Origin of the sequence: Cytobacillus oceanisediminis 2691 (assembly GCF_007678455.1) — a bacterium.
Taxonomy (GTDB): domain Bacteria; phylum Bacillota; class Bacilli; order Bacillales; family Cytobacillaceae; genus Mesobacillus; species Mesobacillus oceanisediminis_A.
The window spans coordinates 138,021-155,829 of sequence record NZ_VEEP01000003.1 but is presented as its reverse complement, the minus strand read 5'-3'; the positions used below and the strand labels follow the sequence as shown (position 1 = coordinate 155,829).

The window sequence follows — 17,809 nt, the reverse complement described above, 5'->3', positions numbered from 1 at the left end:
AAACATTAAGATTTAGTTAAGATGTCTGAATTATTAATATTTTTAGTTTGGAGGAAAAAAATTGACAGAAGATCAAAATAAATCTTTACCACTTTCAGATATACGGGTAATCGAGCTGGGAACACTTTTAGCTGGTCCTTTTTCAGGAAGGCTTCTTGGGGATTTTGGAGCGGAAGTCATAAAGGTTGAACCGCCAGGGAAATCCGACCCAATGAGGAACTGGGGAAAGTCTAAAGATGGGATCGGTCTTTGGTGGCCCATTCAATCAAGGAACAAGAAATCCATCACACTTAATCTTAGAGTCGAAGAAGGCCAGGAAATTTTAAAGAAATTAGTTAAAAAGACGGATATTATAATTGAAAACTTCAGACCTGGTACTATGGAGAAATGGAATCTATCATATGAAATTTTATCAGAAATAAATCCTAAATTAATCATGGTTCGCACCTCTGGTTTTGGACAAACTGGTCCGTATAAGAACCGGGCAGGTTTTGGCAGTGTCGGAGAAGCTATAGGAGGACTGCGCTACGTTACTGGGTTTGATGATAGGCCGCCCTCAAGAGTTGGAGTTTCCATTGGTGACACCTTGACTGCTTTATTTGCGACAATTGGCTGTCTCGTTGCACTCCATGAAAGAGACAGATCAGGAAAAGGGCAGATAGTAGATACAGCTTTATATGAATCCGTATTTTCTGTCATGGAAAGTTTAATTCCAGATTACATGTTAGCTGGTTACATAAGAGAACGAATGGGAAATATCCTTCCTGGAATTGCACCTTCCAACATTTATTTTACTGGAGATAAAACTTATATTGTTATCGGTGCAAATGCGGACGGTGTTTTCCAAAGGTTATGTGAAGCTATGGAACAGCCAGACCTTGCTTTAGATCCGAGATTTGTGACACACCATGCGCGAGGGGAAAATATGAAAGTTCTCGATTTGCTGATTGAGGAGTGGACGAAAAGCCTAACTGCAAAAGAGGCATTAAAAAGATTGGATGAGAAAGGTGTCCCTTCAGCACTTATTTATTCCGCAAAGGAAATCATTGAGGATCCACATTATCAAGAACGTGAAATGATTATTAAAATGGATCACCCCCAGCTGGGTGAATTCCCGATGCCCGGGATTGTCCCTAAGTTAAGCAGGACACCAGGAAAGGTAAAGGCAGTAGGCGCTGAAACCATGGGTAAACACAATGAAGAGATTTATAGCGGCCTGCTTAACTTTGATCGAGTAAAGATAAATGATCTTCGTGAGCGTAATATAATCTAATCGGTATATTATTTGAAAGAGCATTTAAATCAAAAGTACTCTGGTATTCCGAATAAATGCACAACGTAGTCAATATGTGTAGCTTTTGTGCTTGTCGAGGAAAAACATTAACGGTCATAGAATGATAAAAAAAGTGATGATTTGATTGAATCAGTTATGAAAACATAAGGAAGTTGGTTACTATTGTTCATCTTTCGTCAAAGGTATGTTCTGAGTTTGCCGCATATGTAGATGTACAACCACCATTTATTATGCCATAGACCCAACAATGGTTTTGTGCGATTTTTTTACTCATACGAATAGCTGATGCACCTGAATTTCTAGTTAATGCTGGAAGCTCTTTTCTATATATCAACTCAGGAAAGATTTATGGTATAGATCCAGGGAGACCTAACGGAAAGGCATTCATAAAGCGAGTGTAGGATACTTTCCTTGTTTTCTTAAGAGAAGCTTTTAATTGCGATTATTTGGGTCTTATGCCGCATTTTGATGGTGTGAGGAAATTTTTTTTGAGTAATCATCGTATGTTTTAGAAATGAGGTTTTAATGCTAGCGGCAGTTATAATACTGCCGCTATTTGTATGTTTTTATATGTTTAGCAGAAAAATAAAGGATATTCTGCAGACGATTCACTTAAACCTTTTTACCTACTGATTGTTTAAATGAAAAAGTATAAGGGAATTGGGGTAAATAGGTCTTTTTGATTATAAAGATACTTTTTAGAAAGAAGGGGTAGTTTTGAACGACCAGCCAAGCAAGGCAAAAATCATCACTTTTTTTTCAGTACTCTTCGCGGTGGTGGTCATCTTTTTTATTTATCTGACCACATTGAATGATGCGGATCAAGCATCGAAGAGTGATCATGAAAAGAAAAATCCGCCAGCAGAGGAGTCAGTTGAGAAACAAGAAAAATCGGATGTTAAGAACATCGCAGCGCCAGCTTTCGATAGCAAGGAGCTTGCAGCAGCACCGAAAGAGAATTGGGTCACAAATGGTGGGAATCTCTCTAATCAGCGTTTCTCCACACTTGAAGAAATTAATACATCGAACATTAAGAACTTAAAAGGAAAGTGGGTTACTCACCTAGGCTCAGGCAAGGAGTTCAAATATTCCGGTGAGGCGACACCAGTCGTATTTAACGGTATCATGTATGTCATTACCGGAGCAGATGAAGTTTCTGCAATTGATGTTAAAAACGGGGATATATTATGGACTTATAAACCAGATATAGAAGATTTAGACACAGTATGCTGCGGCTGGACAAGCAGGGGTGTCGCAGTAGGAGATGGACTGGTTTACGTAGCCCTTCTTGACGCTCGGCTTGTCGCATTGGATCAGAAAACCGGCGAGGTAGTCTGGGAAACAGCGGTTGCTGATTGGGAAAAAGGTTACACGATCACAAGTGCGCCTTTATACTATAATGGAAAAATCTACACCGGCCTTGCTGGCGGAGAGTATGGTATACGCGGCAGGGTGACAGCGTTTGATGCGAAGACAGGAAAGGAAGCCTGGCGTTTCTATACAATTCCTGGACCAGGCGAAAAAGGCCATGAAACCTGGCCAAGCGACAATGATTCCTGGAAACATGGTGGTGCACCAGTTTGGCAGACACCTGCTGTTGATCCGGAATCAGGAATGCTTTATTTTTCAACAGGAAACGCAGCACCGGACCTTGACGGAAGTGTAAGAGAAGGAGATAACTTATTCTCAGCCTCCATCGTAGCGATCGATGCGGAAACGGGTGATTATAAATGGCATTTCCAGGAGGTCCATCATGATATTTGGGATTTAGATTCACCAAATCCAGTTATCCTTTTTGACGTAGAGATTGACGGTAAAAAGAGGAAGGCACTTGGACAGGCAGGTAAAACTGGATGGGTTTATCTGCTTGACCGAACAAACGGAGAGCCTCTAATTGGAATTGAGGAAAAACCCGTACCTCAGGAAGAGCGGCAGAAAACTTCACCGACACAACCGTATCCTAAGGGAGACGCTTTTGTAAAACAGGAAGTGACAGAAGAGGATGTAAAGAAAGATATAAAGGACTATAAAGGCAATCTATTTGGACGGATCTTCACTCCTTATTGGGAGGAACCTATACTCGTCAAGCCTTCTACTTTCGGTGGAGCAAACTGGCCGCCATCTGCCTATAATCCAGATACAGAGTATTTCTATGTACTGGGAACAGACCAATATTCCACTTTTACAAGAAGTGAAGAAGAATATGAAGAAGGCGGTATGTATCTTGGCAGCATCATCCAGCCGGTACAGGACGCACCGTTAAGAGGAACCGTAACAGCTATTGATGTAAAGACAAACAAAATTGCGTGGCAGCAGAACTGGGATACATCAGCATATAGCGGAATTCTGACGACAAAAGGCGGTTTAGTATTTGTGGGCCATAATGATGGAAGACTCATCGCTTTCGATGCTAAAACCGGTGATCAAGTTTGGGAATTTAAAACGGATGCAGGTGTAAACGCACCACCAGTTGCGTATGAAGTCGATGGCAAAGAGTACATCACTGTTTTTGCCGCAGGAAATTCCCTTGCAGGGTCAAAGCATGGCGATTCCGTCTGGACTTTCTCTCTTGAAGGGGACATTAAATCTGGGACAGTTCCAGAAGATAATAGCAAGAAAAAAGAAGACAGTAAAAAAGATGACAACGGCAAAAAGGCAGCAGTAAATGCAGAGGAAGGCAAGAAAGTATATGAAGGAAACTGTCTGGCTTGTCACGGCAGGGAAGGAACCGGTGGACACAACGGCCCGGATCTTCAGAAGAGTAACGTAACGGGAAATCCTGAGCAGGTTAAGGAACGAGTGAAAAAAGGCGGGTCCATTATGCCATCCTTTGAGGGTGTCCTGACAGAAGAAGAAATAAATGCTGTTACCAAATACTTGAATGAAGTCATTGCTAAAAAATCTAAATAGGAACAGAACTGGCCAGCGAGTATTCGCTGGCCTATTTATTTACTTGGGTTAAATTAGACTCCTGACCATGCCCGTGATTCAAAAAGCTTTAAGCTTGAAGGGAAATGGAGGAAGAGAAGCAGTGCATACGCAAAGTTAATATCCTTGCATTAACTCTTGAAATTTTTTAATTCAAGACATTTTAAAATGTGTCAAAGCGAGTTGCATTTTTCAAATTTAACAGGATTATACAACATAAAGCTTGAATGAATAGTAAGTCAATCAAACAGTAGAAAAGTTATGGACTTCTTATAAATTAAAAGCAAAAAAGTACTAGTCAGTAAAACAGATGACTTCGGGAATGAATTAAGAAATACGTGGGAGGAAGTATTTGCCTCGCACTTAAGTCTTCTGGAAAAAAAAAGCAGATTCATCTCCATACAGAGAGCTTTTCCTATTTTAATGATGTCAATGTCTCTTGATATCATTTCCTTAAAATCTTTTCCATCGCTTTTCCCTTTGCCAATTCATCGATCAGCTTGTCCAAATAGCGAATTTCCCTCATGGTCGGTTCTTCGATTTCTTCCACTCGAACACCGCAAATGACACCTTTGATTAAAGTCCTTGAAGGATTAAGTTGGGGAGCGTCGGCGAAGAAGGTCTCAAAGTCTGTCTGTTTTTCCAGCTGTGATTCCAACTCTTCCTGGGTATAACCGGTCATCCAACGCATGATTTCATCCACTTCAGTTTTTGTACGTCCTTTTCTTTCCGCCTTCTTCACATAATGAGGATATACACTTGCGACACTCATTGTAAAGATCTTATGTTTGCTCATGGCATATTCTCCCTGATTTGTTTTACTTCATTATAGTATGAAAAATAGAGCGGTTCAAACGTGCTTTTTTTTCTGAACTCAAAGGAAATTGACTTAACGGGAAGAATAGTAAAAGCATATGGCTTTGTAAAACGGAAAAGAGGGGTGTGGTTGTTGGCTGAGACAGGGCTTGCCAGGAAGGGGAAAAAATACCCTAAATCTTTCTTCAGTGAAATCACTTTCTTACGATTACTTCGCTTTGTATTCTTTTTGACACTTTCAATGTTTGTAGTGTACATCTATTTTCTCTATCTTATGGGAGATCTTCTGAAAACGATTCTTGGGATCTGGAGCAGCCATAAACAGGGCATTATCTCCGTTTCTATTCTCCTGTTCTATTCAGTTAGTATCTATCAGCTCGGTGTTTGGAGAGGGAGAAGAGGTTAGCAGCTTATGCTTTTGTAGCAGGCGAGTTCATGCTATTTATTGTGGATCCAAAATGCTAACTTGGTCAGCAATCAGAAACCATCGTCCTTTTGTCCTAACCATCTCTAGCCCTTAATTACCCCTTTGGCAAAAACAACTAGTATAATAGATTTAAAATTAAGAAAATTCGGTTAAATATTTGCTATTATTCCTTTCGTTCCCCTAACATTATATTGTAAACAAATTGGAACAGGAGGGAATCATATGAAAAAATTCGTACGTACCGGGCTGTTTGCTTTGCTCAGTGTGTTATTGCTGGCCGGTACAATGCCTGCAACTGGATTAGCTAAAAAACCTGAGTTCAGTTATGAACAGTACAGCCAGGTTGATGTAGGAAAGGATGGCATGGTTGCGACTGCCCATCCGCTTGCATCCGAGATAGGTGCTGAGGTACTTCGCAAAGGCGGGAACGCGATTGATGCTTCGGTTGCGATTCAGTTTGCCTTGAACGTAGTAGAACCGATGATGTCCGGAATCGGCGGCGGCGGTTTCATGATGGTTTATGACGGTAAAACAAAGGAAACCACCATCGTCAACAGTCGGGAGCGTGCTCCTGAAGGGGCGACTCCAGATATGTTCCTGGATGAAAATGGGAATCCGATTCCTTTTGGAGAACGCTCGACCGGTGGAACTGCAGTCGGAGTGCCAGGAACACTGAAGGGCCTTGAAACAGCACTTGATATGTGGGGAACGCGTCCTCTCCAGCAGTTGATCGGTCCTGCCGTCAAGCTGGCTGACAAGGGATTCCCGATTGATTCAGTCCTGGCAGAAGCGATTGCCGATAATCAGGACAAGTTGTCAAGATCAGCAGCCGGTGAGGTTTTCTTGCCAGACGGGAAACCGCTAAAAGAGGGGGATGTCCTTGTTCAGGATGACCTGGCTAAAACGTTTAAGCTGATTCGTTCAAAAGGAACAGATGCACTTTATAAAGGAAAGATTGGAGAGGCACTAGCCGATGTGGTCCAGGATTTCGGAGGCTCAATGACTCCTGGGGATTTGGCAAAGTATGATGTGACGGTTGATGAGCCGGTTTGGGGAGATTATCAGGGATACAAAATTGCCAGCATGCCTCCCCCAAGTTCAGGCGGTGTCTTCCTGTTGCAAATGCTGAAAATATTGGATGGTTACAATCTGTCCCAATATGATGTCAATTCAACAGAAAAATATCATCTTCTAGCCGAAGCCATGCATCTTGCATATGCTGACCGCGCGGCATACGCAGGAGATCCTGAATTCGTCAATGTTCCAGTAAATGGACTTCTTCACCCTGATTACATCAAGGAACGCCAGGAGTTGATCAGCCTTGATTCTGTCAACCAGAATCCAACAGCCGGAGACCCTTGGAAGTATGAGAATTCAGAAGCCAATTACTCACAGACAAGCCAGCCAAATGACAGACAGTATGGAGAAACAACCCATTTTACTGTAGCTGACAAATGGGGAAATGTCGTCTCCTACACAACAACGATTGAACAGGTGTTTGGAACGGGCATCATGGTCCCTGGTTATGGATTCATGCTGAACAATGAATTGACCGACTTTGACGCAGTCCCTGGCGGTGCCAATGAAGTTCAGCCCAATAAACGTCCATTGAGCAGCATGACACCGACGATCGTTTTTGAAAACGACGAACCAGTCCTGACGGTTGGCTCCCCGGGAGGACCGACGATCATCACCTCCGTGCTGCAAACCATCCTCCATGCAATCGAGTATGATATGGAGCTGAAGGAAGCAGTCGAACAGCCTAGAATATACACCAACAATCTTAATTCGTACCGATTTGAAGAAGGTATCAGCACTGATACCATAAACGAACTGAATGCGATGGGCCATAAATTTGGTTCTAGCCCGACGACAATTGGCAATGTCCAAAGCATCTTGATCGACCGTGAAAACGGTACGTTTAAAGGTGTGGCAGACTCAAGCAGAAATGGCGCAGCAATTGGAGTCAATCTTAAAGGCAACCGAAAATAAGCATGAAAGGAAGGAGCGGGGTTTTCCGCTCCTTTTTTTTGCCTTTATAGGCTATGCCAATTTGAGTCTAACTAGAAAAATCAATTTAGTCCTTTTTTATTTTTAGTTATGGTTTATTTTTATGTAAGAAGGGAATACATATCAGGGGAATTTTCGTCTATATGTATAGGAGACGTTTTTGAAGTTTACTGATCACCATTTAATTTTAACAGAGCCAAATTCCTAAACTTTTGCCGCCGCAGTCAGCTACTCCGATATACATATAATAGGAAAGAAATAAGCGAATACATAATATCACTTCTAAACTACTTGTTCGATTAGTATATAATAGAAAGATAAATTTACAGTCTTTTTATAGAATATTAAATAACTTTACATTAGCTTAAAAATCTTATAGAATGTTTGAATGGCTTGCATAATCTAAAAAGCTATTAAAACAGTAGACGATAGAAAGCGGGGAGAAAAAGGTGTTTAAAAAATTTAATAAAAACCACATGAGCCTTTTCCTACTAGCTGTTGTTTTATTATGGGTAAAAACATATCTAGTACAACATTTAGAATTCAAACTAGGCTTGGATAATAACTTACAAAAATTTTTATTGTTTCTGAATCCATTAGGTTCCGTTATGTTATTCTTAGGTTTTTCTTTATTGTCAAGGAAAAGGAAATTCTTATGGCTCATTGTTTTTGACTTTATTTTGAGCTTCTTATTGTTTGCGAATGTTGTGTATTACCGATTCTTTAGTGATTTCATTACGATACCGACGATTTCGCAGACACAAAACTTCGGAGATGTAAGCACTAGTGTATCATCTCTTTTAAAACCGTATGATTTTTTGTTTTTCCTAGACACGCTAATTGTGTTGGCTGTTGGATTGTTTTTCAAAAAAGAGCGTACGAGCGGAATGGTGAACCGCAGAAGTGTTGCAACTGTATTTATCGCGGCCATCCTAATCATGTCAGTAAATCTTGGACTAGCAGAAAAAGATCGACCACAATTGTTAACAAGAACATTCGATCGCAACTATATTGTCAAGTATTTGGGGATGTACAACTATACCGTTTATGATGCTGTACAGAGTGTCAATGGCTCGATGAAAAGGGCAATGGCTAGTACGGATGATTTAACTGAAATCCTTAATTACCAGAGGACAAATTACGCAAAACCGAATCCGGAATATTTCGGTGCGGCAAAAGGAATGAATGTTGTATACTTCCACCTTGAATCAATGCAAAATTTCTTGATTGATTACAAACTTCACGGTGAAGAAGTAACACCTTTCTTGAACTCTTTAACAAGAGATGCAAATACCCTGTATTTTGATAACTTTTTCCATCAGACAGCTCAGGGGAAAACATCTGATGCCGAATTCATTCTCGAAAATTCCCTATACGGACTCCCACAAGGGTCCGCATTCTCTACTAAAGGAATGAATACGTATCAAGCTGCACCGGCTATCTTAGGCCAAAACGGATACAGTTCAGCTGTTTTCCACGGAAACAACGGATCGTTCTGGAACCGTGATGAAATTTATAAATCTTTTGGCTATGAAAACTTCTTTGATTCAAGCTATTACACATTGAATGAAGAAGATCTTGCAGAGTATGGGTTAATGGATAAGCCTTTCCTGAAGCAATCACAGCCTATGCTCGAATCATTGCCACAGCCATTTTATACAAAGTTAATTACTGTATCCAACCATTTTCCTTATCATATGGATCAGGAAAAAACTACGATTGAACCTCATACTACTGGAGATGCATCCGTTGATTCATACTTCCAGACAGCACGATATGCTGATGAGGCATTAAAAGAGTTCTTTGACTATCTAAAGGAAACCGGACTATATGATAACACCGTTGTTATCATGTACGGTGACCATTATGGCATTTCCGATAATCATAATAAGGCGATGGAGCAAGTATTAGGCAAAGAAATTACACCATTCGAAAGTGCCGGCCTTCAGCGCGTACCGTTATTAATGCATGTACCTGGAGTCAAAGGTGGCACAATGCATGAATATGGCGGACAAATCGATCTGATGCCGACTCTTATGCATTTATTGGGAATTGATACTAAGCCTTACCTGCAAATGGGTACAGACTTACTATCAGAAGAACACGATGAGCTAGTGCCATTCCGAAATGGTGATTTCGTAAGTCCAACTACCTCTTACATCAACGGTAAGTATTATGACTCAACAACCGGCACTGTGATAGAGGAAACAGAAGAAGCAAAACATCAGAAGGAAATCACTGAAACCATCCTGAATTACTCTGATAAGGTTGTAGAAGGTGACCTTTTACGTTTCTACACTCCTAAAGATTTTGTCCCTGTAGATCGTTCACAGTACAATTATAATAAGAAGACTGAACAGAATAGCGACAAAACAGAGTAATCTTTGAAAAGCTGCCGAGCCTAAGCCTGGCAGCTTTTTTGTATACATAAAAGGATGGATTTCACCTGCTTTGTTCTTTCTGTCTTTATTTTTTGAATGAATGTTTTTATATTCCCAACAAAATAGTTGGTCACGAATAATAGGACCATTTTAAATGCTGGGAACCCTCATGATTCTTGGAGGGATTTGTTTCATCAATATAGAATTATTCAAAAAGCAACAGGATATTAAAGCCTTGGATGTATGTTGAAAAACTAAAGAGAAGGGTTTTTAATCTTTGGGTAGAAAGTTATAAAAAAGGAGTGGGTTTTAAATGGAGATCCAATTAATAAGACAAGCTACTTTGAAAATGAAATACAAAGACCATATCATTCTGGTCGACCCGATGTTTAGCTCAAGAGGCAGCCTGGATCCAGTTGCTAATGCAGCAAATGACAGACGCAACCCTTTGGTTGATCTTCCATTACCTGTGGAGGAGATTCTTGAGGGCGTGGAAGCTGTGATCATTACTCATTTGCACAGGGACCATTTGGATGACGCGGCCATCCAATCGCTCCCTAAGGATGTTGTTGTCTTCTGTCAGCCAGAAGATGAGGGGAAGCTTATAGAACACGGATTTTCCAATGTGGTAAAAGTGAATGATGACTTGCAATGGAACGGGATCAAGCTTTTAAGAACAGGAGGAAGCCACGGAACTGGTGAGCTGGCAAAAGCAATGGGCCCGGTTTCAGGATTCGTACTTGAAGCTGATTCTGAAGAAACTCTTTATATTGCGGGGGACACGGTATGGTGTGATGAGACTGAAGAGGCCATCACCAATTACAAACCAGATGTAATCATCGTAAATGGCGGGGAAGCGCAATTCCAGACAGGTGATCCTATCACTATGGGTCTTAAAGACATCGTAAAAGTCAGAAACCATGCAGCCGATTCTTTGATTGTCGTTGTCCATATGGAGGCATGGAATCATTGTTTATTGAAGAGAGAGACGATAATGGAGTTCATTAAAAGCAACGAAATAAAAAATGTCATTGTCCCATATGATGGTGAAAAGATTACTAGATAAATCGCTCTGCCCTATTAAGGATCGAAAAAAGGAGGGACCATGAATGATTGCGAGCCAGTACAAGATCACCTTGCCAAGTAATTATAGTATGGACATAATCAGAGAAAGAGTAAGAGAAAACGGTTATAAAACGGATGGATTTGAAGAACTGAAATTCAAACTCTATTTAATCACTGAAAAAGGGGTACATAATAATGTGCAGAATAGTTATTGCCCACTTTATTTATGGAAAGGGAGCAACGGACTGAACAAGTTTTTATTCAGCGGATATTATGACAATATCCTCAACTCATTTGGGTGGCAAAAGGTAAACATCGGCATTCCTCTCATTGATACAACAACCGATAAAATCAAGGATCATAGATACCTCTTTCAGGTAAAAGGAGAAATTCAGCCACAGGAACGCCTAAATGATTTTGGGGATAGGATAGGAGAGAGTTTACCATCAATTCCGAATACAGAATATATATTGATATACAACCCAGACAAATGGAAGTACGAAGCATTCTACTTTTTAAACGATTTAAACAAAGCGAACGGGATCGCTGGGGTAATTTATCAGATTTTGCATGTATCTCAGGAGTAATTTTCTCGCATTTTCCTAACAGGTGAAGGGGACAATTCGCAAAGTTCATTTATCATCTTTTGGGCGGACAAATTATGTCAGTTCCGGTCGTGATAACTTCTACTGTCGTTTTAATCATTAATGTTAAAGTATACCCGCCGCCAATAACTCAATCCCTTTCGCCTATTAAAGCCATAAATGGTATACTATTGTTCTAATATAATAAAAGAACGGAACTCAAAACACCGTTTGTCATGTAGAGCAAAGGAGATAAAGGTATGGCAAATGTACATATTTTTACGAAGAGAGAGGAAGTCGCGAACGCAATCATCCACGGGATAGGCGGACTATTAAGCATTGCTGCACTGGTGATCCTGATTGTATTTGCTTCACTATACGGCACAGCCTGGCATGTCGTCAGTTTCACCTTATTCGGAGCGACCATGGTCCTGCTTTATACATCCTCAACACTCGTCCATAGCTTTCCACCTGGCAGGGCAAAGGACTTTTTTGAAATCATGGACCACTCATCCATATATTTCTTCATTGCCGGAACATACACACCATTCTTGTTCATTGCGGTAAAAGGGACATTAGGTTGGACTCTGTTCGGAATTGTGTGGGGACTTTCCATTGCAGGAACGGTGTTCAAATCGCTGTTCGTTAAGCGCTTCCTGCATACATCAACAGTGTTATATGTCATTATGGGCTGGCTGATTGTATTTGCCTGGGGACCATTAACACAGAATGTCTCCTCACACGGACTTCTATTCCTCGTAATCGGAGGATTACTTTATACAGTAGGAGCCATTTTTTACGTCTGGCGCGGCTTCCATTACCACCATGCAATTTGGCATGTGTTTGTATTAGCCGGATCGATTATGCACTTTTTTGCGGTTCTGAGTTTGTTGCCATGAAATCACAAAAATCCGTGGGTACACAAAATGCGTAGTCCGCTAAAATGCTTTGGGAAAATTAAATACAAATATATTCAAGTCTTATCCTTGAGGGATAAGGCTTATTTTATTATGAGCCATAGCTATACTATTTCTTTTTGGCTATTTTAAAGTTAATATTCATGTGGGAATTTTGGGTCTTTTGATTCGTTTTTCCTCCAATGGGATAAATTTGAAGGATTGTGAATTTTTATGCAGAAATATAGAAAGTATCAATATTTCGGAATGCGTAATAGATAAAGATCGTTTTAGTAAATGTTTGCTGGGAAGATAAATAAATTACGCCAAAAAATATTTGAATATTCAAATATTTACACAGGAAATATCAACAATCTATCAATCTACTAAGTCCACTATGGGAACAATCCCGCACCTTGCAAAAAATTCTTCTAATAGCAAATTCAAAACAGAGGCCAACTTTTTAGGATTTAGCCTATTTATGTCTATAGTTTATAAACTTAAGGGAGGTGATGAACCCAAGTGTGCCTCAAGCTGTAAAAGGAGAAATAAAGGATGGCGTAAGTTCGGCATCAAGGAATTAAAACATCGAACCTACATAAAAAGGTAGGGACTTTTTCTAATTGGGAGGAGAATTGATTTGAAGATTAAAGCTAAAATTGCAGCAGCAACCACCACTCTATTGCTTGCATTTTCTTCAACAGCCGCTTTTGCTGCGGAACCAGGTTTAGAAAAAATGCCCGACCCAGTAGATTCACAATCATGGGTGAATCCAGATGATATGACTTGGAATGATTATAATGTGGTACCTGGTATCGATTGGAATTCAACAAATATTAAACCCGAAACAGAACTTAAAGGTGCCTTGATTCTGGTCGACTTTCCGGATCAGGATTTTATCTTGACCCAGCCAAAGGGTTCAGAGATTGCCGGCAACCCTCAGGTGGACGCTGTTCCTCGTGAAGAACTCGGGAAATGGTGGGAGGATTTTCTGAACCTGCCTAGCAAACTCAACAACTATCAGACGATTGATGGCTTTTGGAAAGAGAATTCCCAGGGGAAATGGGGCGTCTCCCTGGATTCTTATGGTCCCTATCGTCTGGATAAAAACGAGTTTCAATATGGGCTTAACTATATGAATGCGGGTTCGCTTCCACCTCAATATAGTAGTGGCAACCTTTTTCAGGATGGGGTAAATGCAGCAGCAGCTGACATTGCCGCAGCTGGAAAAGAATATGACTTTGCCTTCATTGTACATGCTGGCTATGACGAATCAACCGTATGGCAAGAATTTGGCGAAATGATGTTTCTAAACCAAGACTCGGTTTCTGATGCGTTTGGGCCGCCGGATTTACCTGGATTTGAAAACATGCCGAACTGGGCAAAAACTCGTTATGTTCCCTGGACTTCCTGGTATGCAGCAAAAACAATCTGGTCGGCAGCATCTAGTGCAGACATAAATGGCAAAAGGATACGTGTCTCGATCCAGGGCGAAAGCGATGGAATGGGAACCTTTGCTCACGAATTTGGCCATCTTCGTGGTCTTGGTGATAATTACAATAATGCATCACTTGACCCTAGAACCTATTCAGGTTATTGGGAGACGATGAGCCGTGGCTCTTTCAATGGCCCTGGCGGAACGCACACTCGCTGGATGATTCCATCTACTCTTGGTGCTTCTATACCGGCTCCTCATATGCTTCGTAATAAAATGAAACAAGGATTTGTATCCGATGATGAAGTATTGAAGCTAAACCGTGATGAATTAAAGGTATCTGGACCGGCGTTTGCGGATATTACTGCACGTCAAGCACCAATTGGCAGTAACTTCGGCAGAACCGGATTGCATGGTATCAATATTAGCATGGACGATTCTACACCATCGGATTACCTGGCTGGTGACTGGCGGAACGATATTCTTTCCGGTCGATTGTATAATAACTACACCCTTGAAGTGGTAGACCGTGTCGGTTCCGATTCCTTCGCCGCTGATTCTGGCGTCTTAATTGCAAAGACGAAAAATGCAGAGTCTGCACCGAATATCTGGGTAGTGGATTCACATCCTGAGGATATCAATCTGAAGGACTTTACTAGACCTGACGGCACCACAGCGATGGTAGCCAAAGGTGATCCACGGCAAACTCTCGATGCTTTATTCAAAGCTGGTAATGGGGAAAGCTTGGTTGCCGGACAATTTGATGGTTCTATTGAAAAAGACACGGTTGTCAGTGAGTACATCGATCCTTACAATAAACTTCACTTCTACATTTTAGGGAAACAAAAAGACAATGAAGGGGTACTCCGCTATCAGGTTGCCGTCCGAAACACAGAAGGTGCAGGTGCATTTAATCGAGGAGTAAATGTTAGCGCAGGCACTGTAGAGCCCGCTGTACAGGACAAAGTGGCAGTCTATCATTTTAATGTCACAAATACTGGCGAAGCAAAGGACCTAATTCGTGTCAATGCTTCAGCGGGTGATTGGAAAGTTCAACTTGATCACAATGTAATTGCGGTGGAACCAGGAGAAACCGTTGCTGTTCCGGTTTATGTGAAAATCCCGAAAGGCAAGACTGCGCCTGCCAAACTCATCTTCACGGCCACTTCGGAGACAGATGCTAATCAAAGTTTTACAGATTACAATTTCTTACCTGGCAGCCTAACTGCAGCAGGTATAAGCTTTGTTATTGATAGCTTTGCAAATGAAGGATCTATTAAAGCAGGTACAGCAGAAGCATTGCAGGCACATATGAAAACTGTGGGGCAATTTGAAAAGAAAGGATCTGGGGATAAGGTTATCAAACACATCAATGATTTTAAAAAATTCCTGGAACTCAAAAAAGATGCGGATCAGATTTCTGCCAAAGCGTATACCAGTTTAAAAGCATATGCTGATGCAATGATTGAGACCTGGCAATAGAGGATTCCTAAGAAGGACCTAGTATAGGGGTGCAAAAGCAATTAAATTCATGGTTGGGACAGTTCTCAAACTGTCCCGCCTCCTTTAAGAAATTTTAGAAACAAGATAGATAAACAATTTGCAACTATACTCGTTATTGCCTCATAAATAATGTTTATAAATCCAAGGCATTTAAAGCAATCGGCTTTTTAGCCCAAGGCGGCCTGTTAGCAGCAACGAATTTAGGAAATTGTCAAAAGAAGGAGTGAAGATAATTGAGGAATTTGGCCACTGTTACAGTCATTTTATCATTGTTATTTTTGCTTGGTGCTTGTTCGGCTAAAACTTCTGGTAAAGAGAGAGAGCTGCTTATTAAAACGGATTACGGAGATATATCAAAAGATGATTTATTAAAAGAAGTGGCAAGTACCGAGCGTGGACAAGAGTTGATTCAAAAGTTGGTTTATATGCAGATTTTGAAAGGCAAATATGAGGTATCTGACAAAGAGGTGAACCAACGCCTTGGGGAAATAAAGGAACAATTCGGGGATAAAGATCAGTATTCAATGTTCCTGCAAAAACAGGGCTTTAAAAACGAAGAAGAGTTAAAGGACCATATCGAACAATCCCTATACTTCTTTAAAGCAACAACAGAAGGGGTGAAAGTGTCAGATAAACAAATAAAAGATTACTATGAACAACACAAAAGTGAATACACTGAGGCAAGAACCAGCCATATTCTCGTGGATCATGAGTCAACTGCTAAAGAAATAGAAAAGGAATTAAAGAAAGGAACCGATTTTGCAGAAATAGCCAAGAAACAATCGACGGATACAGCTACTGCAGCAGAAGGCGGAGATTTGGGATATCTTTCAGGGCGTACCCAGGAGATGGATCCGACATTTCTTGCAGCAGCTCTGAAATTGAAAAAAGGTGAAGTGAGTGAGCCAGTCAAGACAGTATTTGGTTATCACATCATTAAAGTAACAGATATAAAGGAGACTCCATTAAGTCAGGTGAAAGATCAAATTAAGCAAACTCTTATGAGTAAGAAGGCAAAACCGGTTCAGGAGATATTAAACAGCTTGAAAAAAGAAATTGAGATAGAAGAGGATGCTTTTAAAGACGCATTTAAGGAGATAGAATCAAAATAACCATCCGCCTAAAGGTTAAATGTTCAGGTCTAGCAGTTGGGTTTATCATCGTTGTACTTTACTCCAAATACATAATTTTGACTTTGTGGCATATTTTTTTGATGAAAAGTAAAAAAGAGTTAGAGAACAATGTGTTTTCTAACTCTTTTTGAGGCTCAATAATAAGTCTTTTAACCATTTGAGATAAAGTTTGTTTGTATCTGTATAGTGCCTGTTAATCAGTTGAGGCAAACCCGAAGGATATTCAGTCTCAACTGAAACTTCTTCCTGCAGTTCAATAATCCATTGATGAATCATTTTCTTTATTTTATCTACATTTGATAAATGAATGAAAAGTGTGGCGGGATAAAGTGAGCGGGGCTCCTTCAGCCGTTGTTCAAATACGAGCTGAATTTCTTTCGATAGTTGAGCAATGCCTTCATCTGTAATCCGATAGACAGTCCGGTTAGGACGATTATTGACTTGCTCTTCTTTTTCAGCTTCTACCCATTCATTCTTTTCAAGCTTTCTGATCGCATGATAAATGTTTCCATCCGTAACAGGAAAGAGGTGGTCCCATTTATTTTCAATAATCGTTTTCTTCATTTCATATGGATGATAAGATTTCTCTTTTAATAATCCTAAAAGGACAATCTGGATGGACATGGTTTCACTTCTTTCGAGTGGACTAGAAATACAATATACCATTAATGCCGAAAAAAGTGTCGCAAAAATAGCTTCCCAAAAAGAAAGGCATTATAGTTTCAGCTTTAAACCTTCATGGGTTGCAGAAAAGCCCAATTTTTCATAAAACCTCAATGCATCTGGTCTTTGTTTATCCGTTGTCAGCTGCACTAAATGACAGCCCCGATCTTTCGCTCGTGTTATGGCCCATTTAATTAGTTCAGTTCCCACACCCATTCCTCTGACTCGTGATGAAGTCCTGACTCCTTCAATAGTCGCTCTCCATCCTCCTTGATGGGTGATGTAGGGGGTGAAGGTAATTTGTTGTACTCCAATCACTTCATTTCCTTCACAAGCAACGATTAATTCATTATTAGGATCCGAGGCAATTGCTTTAAAAGCATCCAGATAACTTTGTGGAAGTGGCTGCTCATAACGTTCACGCTGACTTCCTAAAAGATCGTCAGCAAGCATTGCAACGATCGAGTCTAAATCTTTTTCTTCAGCCATTCTAAACTCCAATTTAGCATCCATTCTTATTCGCCTCATCTCATTCATCTATTTGTTTCTATGCTAACTGATTTATACACATAAGTGAATGATGTAATTTTAATGAGATGTTATAAGGTCTCCTTATATTAGCGAGGAAGTGGGGGAGAAGAACTGAAAAATGAAAACAGACTAAACCATATGGC

General features: G+C 40.5%; 13 protein-coding genes and 1 pseudogene. 11 read left to right on the top strand and 3 right to left on the bottom strand.

Annotated elements, in window-relative coordinates; all coding sequences use genetic code 11:
• The first annotated feature begins 61 nt into the window (after positions 1 to 61).
• From FS736_RS07180 to FS736_RS25455, 3 genes and pseudogenes are all read left to right on the top strand, one after another.
• The gene (locus FS736_RS07180; protein ID WP_144475701.1) at positions 62 to 1,273 is read left to right on the top strand and encodes a CaiB/BaiF CoA transferase family protein; all 1,212 of its coding nucleotides are present in this window, start codon (positions 62 to 64) and stop codon (positions 1,271 to 1,273) included.
• A 738-nt stretch (positions 1,274 to 2,011) separates the two neighbouring features.
• Positions 2,012 to 4,204 carry a PQQ-dependent dehydrogenase, methanol/ethanol family gene (locus tag FS736_RS07175; protein ID WP_260983554.1) on the top strand — a complete coding sequence of 731 codons (2,193 nt, stop codon included), beginning with the start codon at positions 2,012 to 2,014 and terminating at the stop codon, positions 4,202 to 4,204.
• Positions 4,205 to 4,498: 294 nt separating this feature from the next.
• A pseudogene (locus FS736_RS25455) lies at positions 4,499 to 4,612 on the top strand (DUF4275 family protein); the annotation flags it as partial.
• Positions 4,613 to 4,667: 55 nt separating this feature from the next.
• Here FS736_RS25455 and FS736_RS07165 read toward each other — a convergent pair.
• Positions 4,668 to 5,018, bottom strand: coding sequence for a DUF2200 domain-containing protein (locus FS736_RS07165; protein WP_144475700.1), 351 nt, complete (start codon positions 5,016 to 5,018; stop codon positions 4,668 to 4,670).
• Between the two features lie 153 nt (positions 5,019 to 5,171).
• On the opposite strand from FS736_RS07165, the gene FS736_RS07160 reads away from it, so the two are divergent.
• The 8 genes from FS736_RS07160 (at position 5,172) to FS736_RS07125 (ending at position 16,451) form a co-directional block, all read left to right on the top strand.
• On the top strand, positions 5,172 to 5,444 hold the full coding sequence (locus FS736_RS07160; protein WP_144475699.1) for a hypothetical protein: 273 nt from the start codon (positions 5,172 to 5,174) through the stop codon (positions 5,442 to 5,444).
• Between the two features lie 243 nt (positions 5,445 to 5,687).
• Complete coding sequence (gene ggt / locus FS736_RS07155) at positions 5,688 to 7,457, top strand: gamma-glutamyltransferase (RefSeq protein ID WP_144475698.1); 1,770 nt, start codon at positions 5,688 to 5,690, stop codon at positions 7,455 to 7,457.
• 494 nt (positions 7,458 to 7,951) lie between these two features.
• Positions 7,952 to 9,856 (top strand): lipoteichoic acid synthase, encoded by a 1,905-nt coding sequence (gene ltaS, locus FS736_RS07150; protein WP_144476059.1) that lies wholly within the window; start codon positions 7,952 to 7,954, stop codon positions 9,854 to 9,856.
• Between the two features lie 313 nt (positions 9,857 to 10,169).
• Positions 10,170 to 10,922 carry an MBL fold metallo-hydrolase gene (locus tag FS736_RS07145; protein ID WP_144475697.1) on the top strand — a complete coding sequence of 251 codons (753 nt, stop codon included), beginning with the start codon at positions 10,170 to 10,172 and terminating at the stop codon, positions 10,920 to 10,922.
• 43 nt (positions 10,923 to 10,965) lie between these two features.
• A complete protein-coding gene (locus FS736_RS07140) occupies positions 10,966 to 11,508 on the top strand; it encodes a DUF4865 family protein (RefSeq protein WP_144475696.1) in 543 nt (180 codons plus the stop codon).
• Positions 11,509 to 11,765: 257 nt separating this feature from the next.
• A complete protein-coding gene (gene trhA, locus FS736_RS07135; RefSeq protein ID WP_144475695.1) occupies positions 11,766 to 12,404 on the top strand; it encodes a PAQR family membrane homeostasis protein TrhA in 639 nt (212 codons plus the stop codon).
• 637 nt (positions 12,405 to 13,041) lie between these two features.
• Positions 13,042 to 15,318, top strand: a complete 2,277-nt coding sequence (locus tag FS736_RS07130; protein ID WP_144475694.1) for a M6 family metalloprotease domain-containing protein — start codon at positions 13,042 to 13,044, stop codon at positions 15,316 to 15,318.
• Positions 15,319 to 15,608: 290 nt separating this feature from the next.
• Positions 15,609 to 16,451 (top strand): peptidylprolyl isomerase, encoded by an 843-nt coding sequence (locus tag FS736_RS07125; RefSeq protein WP_186326706.1) that lies wholly within the window; start codon positions 15,609 to 15,611, stop codon positions 16,449 to 16,451.
• Positions 16,452 to 16,589: 138 nt separating this feature from the next.
• On the opposite strand, the gene FS736_RS07120 is transcribed toward FS736_RS07125, so the two are convergent.
• A complete protein-coding gene (locus FS736_RS07120) occupies positions 16,590 to 17,096 on the bottom strand; it encodes a PadR family transcriptional regulator (protein WP_144475692.1) in 507 nt (168 codons plus the stop codon).
• Positions 17,097 to 17,186: 90 nt separating this feature from the next.
• Positions 17,187 to 17,648, bottom strand: coding sequence for a GNAT family N-acetyltransferase (locus FS736_RS07115; protein WP_144475691.1), 462 nt, complete (start codon positions 17,646 to 17,648; stop codon positions 17,187 to 17,189).
• Positions 17,649 to 17,809: the final 161 nt, after the last annotated feature.